Source organism: Mesorhizobium sp. M5C.F.Ca.IN.020.29.1.1 (assembly GCF_003997375.1).
Classification (GTDB): domain Bacteria; phylum Pseudomonadota; class Alphaproteobacteria; order Rhizobiales; family Rhizobiaceae; genus Mesorhizobium; species Mesorhizobium wenxiniae.
Genome location: NZ_RZSW01000412.1, coordinates 1 through 5770 on the forward strand (window position 1 = coordinate 1; position 5770 = coordinate 5770).

Annotated in this window: 5 protein-coding genes and 1 pseudogene; 2 read left to right on the plus strand and 4 right to left on the minus strand. The window is 61.0% G+C overall.

The features are described 5' to 3' along the window. Nucleotides 1-933: Gfo/Idh/MocA family oxidoreductase (locus tag EOA85_RS25690; protein ID WP_164759872.1), on the plus strand; the 933-nt coding region annotated here is incomplete at its 5' end. Nucleotides 934-1106: 173 nt separating this feature from the next. Further along, nucleotides 1107-1961: a sugar phosphate isomerase/epimerase gene (locus tag EOA85_RS25695; RefSeq protein ID WP_127211636.1), complete on the plus strand. Its 855-nt coding sequence runs from the start codon at nucleotides 1107-1109 to the stop codon at nucleotides 1959-1961. Nucleotides 1962-1980: 19 nt separating this feature from the next. Here the strand turns inward: EOA85_RS25695 and phnE (EOA85_RS25700) are convergent, their stop codons facing one another. The 4 genes and pseudogenes from phnE (EOA85_RS25700) to EOA85_RS39310 all read right to left on the minus strand — a co-directional run. Then, complete coding sequence (gene phnE / locus EOA85_RS25700) at nucleotides 1981-3540, minus strand: phosphonate ABC transporter, permease protein PhnE (protein ID WP_127211637.1); 1560 nt, start codon at nucleotides 3538-3540, stop codon at nucleotides 1981-1983. Nucleotides 3541-3544: 4 nt separating this feature from the next. After that, nucleotides 3545-4519, minus strand: coding sequence for a phosphonate ABC transporter, permease protein PhnE (phnE, locus tag EOA85_RS25705; RefSeq protein WP_127211638.1), 975 nt, complete (start codon nucleotides 4517-4519; stop codon nucleotides 3545-3547). 72 nt (nucleotides 4520-4591) lie between these two features. After that, nucleotides 4592-5500 (minus strand): phosphonate ABC transporter substrate-binding protein, encoded by a 909-nt coding sequence (gene phnD / locus EOA85_RS25710; RefSeq protein ID WP_127211639.1) that lies wholly within the window; start codon nucleotides 5498-5500, stop codon nucleotides 4592-4594. A 146-nt stretch (nucleotides 5501-5646) separates the two neighbouring features. Continuing rightward, nucleotides 5647-5770: pseudogene (locus tag EOA85_RS39310) on the minus strand (phosphonate ABC transporter ATP-binding protein); the annotation flags it as partial.

The window sequence follows — 5770 nt, forward strand, 5'->3', positions numbered from 1 at the left end:
GGCATAGAGGCGGTGGCCATCGTCACGCCCAACAATGTCCATGTGCCGGCGGCGAAGGCTTTTCTCGAGGCCGGCATCCATGTCATCTGCGACAAGCCGCTGGCGACGACGCTGGCCGAGGCAAAGAATCTGGCGGCATTAGTCGAAAAGACCGGCAAAGTGTTCGTGCTGACGCATAATTACACCGCCTATCCGATGGTACGGCAGGCGCGCGAGATGGTAGCCAAGGGGCAGCTCGGCGACATCCGCATCGTGCAGTCTGAATATCCGCAGGACTGGCTAACCGAGGACCTCGCCGCTACCGGCCAGAAGCAGGCGGCCTGGCGCTCCGACCCCAAGCAGGCGGGTGCCGGCGGTGCGCTGGGCGACATCGGCACGCATGCCTACAATCTCGCGCGCTTCGTCTGCGGGCTGGAGCTCGATTCACTTTCCGCCGATCTCGACGCCTTCGTGCCGGGGCGGCAACTCGACGACAATGTCAACGTGATGCTGCGCTTCAAACCGGTCGGCAAGTCGCACCCGGCCAAGGGCATGATCTGGGCGAGCCAGGTGGCGCCCGGCCACGAGAACGGGCTGAAGCTGCGCATCTACGGCTCGAAGGGCGGACTTGAATGGGTGCAGGCCGACCCGAACTATCTCTGGTACACGCCGTTCGGCCAGCCGAAGCAGTTGATCACCCGGAACGGCGCCGGCGCGCTTCCCGTCGCCGGGCGCGTCAGCCGGGTTCCGTCAGGCCATCCGGAAGGCTATCTCGAAGGCTTCGCCAACATCTACCAGGAGGCGGCCCGCGCCATCCGCGCGGCGCGCCGCAACGGCGGCAAGCCGGCTAAGGAAGTTATCTTCCCGACCATCCAGGACGGCGTCGAAGGCATGGCCTTCATCGAAGCCTGCGTGAAGTCGTCGAGGAAGAACGGGGCTTGGACGAAGCTCTGATCGGGGTGCTGATCTTCAGGTGATACCGGCCTGCAAACGGCAGTTTCATGCGCTTCCGGTGCTCACGTACGAAAAGTACGTTCCGCTCCGGTTCTCGGAAACTACCATTTTCGGCTCGGCCTAACCTGAATCTCAACACCCCTGTGGATTGCGCAATGATGGGAGGGGCGTCGATGAAAATCGGCATGTGCATGTTTTTGTGGACGACAGCCGTGTCGAAGAAACACGAGCCACTGCTCAGGGATATCAAGGCGACCGGCTTCGATGGCGTCGAGATACCGATCTTTGCCGGCACGCCGGACGACTACACAAAACTTGGCGAACTGCTCGACCGCATCGGGCTGGAGCGCACCGCCGTTTCAGCGATGGGCGATCCGGCGCTGAACTTGATCTCGGCCGATGGTTTAACGCGCAAGGCCGGCATCGACTATATGAAGTGGGCGATCGACTGCTCGGCTGCGCTCGGCGCCAAAACGCTGAGCGGCCCGTTGCATTCGACACTGGGCGCCTTCTCCGGTAGTGGGCCGACGGCGGCGGAGAAGAAGCGCTCCGTTGCCTCGCAACGCGCCATCGGCGACCATGCCGGCGAGAGGAACGTCACCATCGGGCTGGAGGCGCTCAACCGCTTCGAGTGCTACCTGCTGAACACGATGGACGATCTGTCCGAGCATATCGACGCTATCGACCGGCCGCGTATCAAGGCGATGTACGACACGTTCCACGCCAATATCGAGGAGGCCGACCCGATCGGCGCCTATACGCGCAACCACAAAAATGTCGTCCATATCCATATTTCGGAGAATGATCGCGGCGTACCTGGGCGCGGCCACATTCCGTGGAAGGAAACGTTTTCGGCCATCCGCAAGAGCGGCTATGACGACTGGCTGACGATCGAGGCCTTCGGCCGCTCGCTGAAGGATTTGGCGGCGGCAACCAAGGTCTGGCGCGATTTTTCGGAAAGCCCGGAAGTCGTCTACCGCGACGGCTACAAGCATATCAGGAGCGGCTGGAAAAAGGCTGGTGCTTAGGACGCAGCCGAGCTTCCTCTCAGGCGATCTGAGCCGCCGGTGGCAGGCCGGCGGGCGCGCGCTCGCGCCGCTCGTCATTGCCGTTTCCGACTGTCCCCATCAGTTTGCGGCGAAGAAAACTGGAAATGTTGTCGAAGATAAAGACGACAACAAGGATCAGCACAACCATATAGAAAACATTGGCCCAATTGGTATTGGTGCGCATGGCCTCCCACAATTTCAGACCGATGCCGCCGGCGCCGACAGCCCCTATGATCGTCGCTGACCTGGTGTTCGATTCCCAGAAATAGAGCGATTGGCTAAGGAATACCGGCAGAACCTGGGGCAGCACGCCGTAACGCTGCACCATTGCCGGCGTGGCGCCAACCGAGCGGATGCCCTCGCGCTGCTTGTCGTCGATGTTTTCCAGCGCCTCGGAGTAGAGTTTGCCGAGGGTTCCGGTGTCGGTGAAGAAGATGGCCGACATGCCGGCCAGCGGTCCCGGACCGAAGCCGCGGGTGAAGAACAGCGCCCAGATCAGCATGTCGACCGAGCGCAGGAAATCGAAGAAGCGTTTTGTCACCTGGTTGGCGATCCGGCTCGGCGTGACGTTGCGTGCAGCCAGGAAGGCGAGCGGAAAGGCGACGATCGAGGCCAGCACGGTGCCGACAAAAGCCATGACGATGGTTTGCAAGAGTTTCAGCCAGACGTCTCCATGCTGCCACTCGGCGTTGTTGAGGATGTTGTGCCAGGCGAGCGCTGCGTTTGACCGTGACGGGTCGATGCGGGCCCCGGAGACGATCAGTGACGCGACCTCGCCGAACGGCTTTCCCCAGAATGGCGAGTTCGTGTCAAAGACGAAATTGGCCCAGCCGAAGAAACGTCTCCAGGCGACGACTTCGTCATTTTGCACCTCGGCGCGGCCGAGAAAGCCGAACGAGACGTAGGCTGTCGAGCCTGGCCTGCGTTGCTCGATCCAGTCGGGCAGCGGTGTGCGCGGCGTGACAGAACTGTCCTTGGCAATATCGAAGATGACGCTTTCGGCGCCGCGCGTCACGGCGACGAGGTTTGGCGTGATGGCGATCCGGCCATTGCCAAGGGTGACAGTCGCCGCCACAACGGCGTTTTCGCGCACCGTTTCAGGTGCAGCCGGAGCGGATTGGCCCAACGGGGCGGCCGGGTTCTCGGCGGTCGGCGCGCCGGGCGCCATAAACGAGTCTTGCGATGACTTGTTGGTCGCGATCGCCGGTGCCGGTGCTGCCTCGACCTGCCGCTCGATGACGGCCATCTGCTTGACCACCCAGTCGGGATCTGGATTGGATCCCAGTTTGGAAAAGCGGGAGTAGTCGATCGTCAGATAGCTATCTTTGAACTCGATGTCGGGCCGGATTTCGTAAGACACCCAGTCGGCGAGATAAGCGCCGGCAAGATTCCAGTTCGCCTTTTCGAGCACGGTGGCGATCGAGAAGAACCACGCGCAATAGAAGGTGTAGAGAATGCAGAGAAGGATGCCGATCGGGACGGCGTAGCGCTTCCATAGAGAGCGCCGGAAGGCGTCCGGGTGGCGAGCGGCGATGTCGTCGATAGCGTCGGCGTTCATGGTGTTACTCTCCGCGCCCGTATGCGAACGCTTGCCGTCCGACAAGACGATGCCTCAGCCATGCCGAAAACTGGTCGACAGCGACTATCGTGCAGAACAGCAGAAAGACGATGGCAATGGTCTTGGCCTCATGGCCTCGGCCGATCGAAAGACGCAGGGATTCGCCGATGCCGCCGGCGCCGACGGCACCGAGAATGGTCGAAGCGCGCACATTGATCTCGAAGCGGAGCAGGAAGTAGCTCATGAAATTGGGCAGGACCTGAGGCACGATGCCGAACCACACCCGTTCGATCCAGTTGGCGCCAACAGCCCGCAAGCCTTCTTCAGGCTTCATGTCGGCATTTTCGACCACTTCGAAGAACATTTTTCCGAGCGCGCCGACGGTGTGGATGCTGACCGCGAGGATCGCCGGAATCGGTCCAAGCGAGAAGACCGCCAGAAAGAAGCCGGCGATGACGATTTCCGGAAAGGCGCGGACGATTTCAAGGAAGCGGCGCGTGGTGAAGCGGAGCCAGCGGCTGGCCGTGATGTTGCCTGCAGCCAGGAAGCAGAGCAGGAAACCGAATGTGGAGCCCACCAGCGTCGAAAACAGGGCAATGTTCAGCGTCTCGATCATCCGGTTGAAATACTCCGGGATGTAGATGCCTTGGGTCAGGTAGACCCGACCTTCGGGGTAGTCGAACTTGAGGCTGCCATCGTCATAGGGGGAAGGCAGGTCGAACAGCGCGCGCACCGGGTCGAACCAGTCGCGCGGCTTCAATTCGGTGAAAAAGTCGGCGATGTAGGGAAGGCGGTCGAAGAACTTTCCGGCGTTGGTTTCGTTGGCGAACCAGAGCGAGCCAGAGAGTGCAAGAAACAGGAAAGCCAGGCCACCGATCGTGTAAAGGCGCCGGCGAGCGGCGAGGTCGCGCCAGTGCTGCTCGACTGTGGCTGCCTCCGGCGAAAGCGCAGGCGCGCGGTAAACATCGGTCGCACTCATCGATAGATTCCCGGCGCTGATGCGGCAACGCCGCCGGCGGCACATGGCCCCGGCGGCGTTGTGGCAGTTTACTTACGAGCCGATCTTCGCCTTACGGGCATCGATGATTGCCTGATAGAATTCCGGGGTGACCGGCGAATAGCCCTTGAAGTCGCCGCCTTGTATCGCGGAGAAACAGGCCGGATCGGTTTCCGGAAGCTTGGTCAGGAAATCGGTGATCTTCTGCTTGGCGCCGGCGTCGATCGACGTACGCAAGACCAGCGGGCCGTTCGGGATCATCGGCGACTGCCACAATTCGACGAGGTCGTCCATCTTGAGCACACCCTTGTCGACCATCTTGCGGAGGTTGCCCGAGCTGTAGCCGTCCTTGAAATCGCCGACGCCGGAAGCCCAGGTGGTGCCGGCATCGAAGGTGCCCTTCAGGACTTCAAGGACAAGCTGTTCATGGCCGCCACCGAAACCGGTCGACGCGAAGTAGCTCTTCACATCCATGCCGATGTCCTTGGGCAGTGACGTGACTGGGATCAGATAACCAGAAGTCGAATCGGGATCGGCGAAACCGAGTTTCTTGCCCTTCATGTCGGCGAGTGTCTTGATGCCGGAATCGGCACGGGCGACCATGACCGAATGGTAGCCGGTCGAACCGTCGGTCTGGATCGTCGTCAGGATCGGTTGAACCGCTTCCTTGTTTTCGAGATAGATCTTGGCATAGGCGGAAGCGCCGAGCTCGGCATAGTCAAGCGTGCCGCCGAGCAGGCCCTGGATGACCCCGTCGTAGTCGGCGGCCGGGAACAGTGAAACTTTCTCGACGCCCAGCACTTCCTTGATGTGGTCGGCAAAGCACTGATAGTTGCGCAGGCGATCGGCTTCGTTCTCGCCGCCCAGAATGCCGACGCGGAATTCCTTCAGGTCCTGTGCCTGGACCTCGCCCATCGCCATGGCGAGGATGGAAACGGCACCGAAAAGTATCTTTCTAAACATTTCGCGTCTCTCCTGTTGATTCCGGCATCGCGCCGGTAGCGTTCGAATTTTGACAGCGCCCTTGACGCGGGCTGGCGATCCAGGCGCTCTTTTGTTTGTCCATGATCCTTTCTGGATACCGGTATCCACTTGTCGGGATCATGGAACTAGTAGCCAGGAAATGCGGGCTCGAGCGGTCCTGCGGATGCGGCGATTTTTTGCTTGATGGTGACGCTGGTCGAGGTGATGGCCTCGGAGATTTCACCGCCATTGCTGTCGGCACCGTAGACC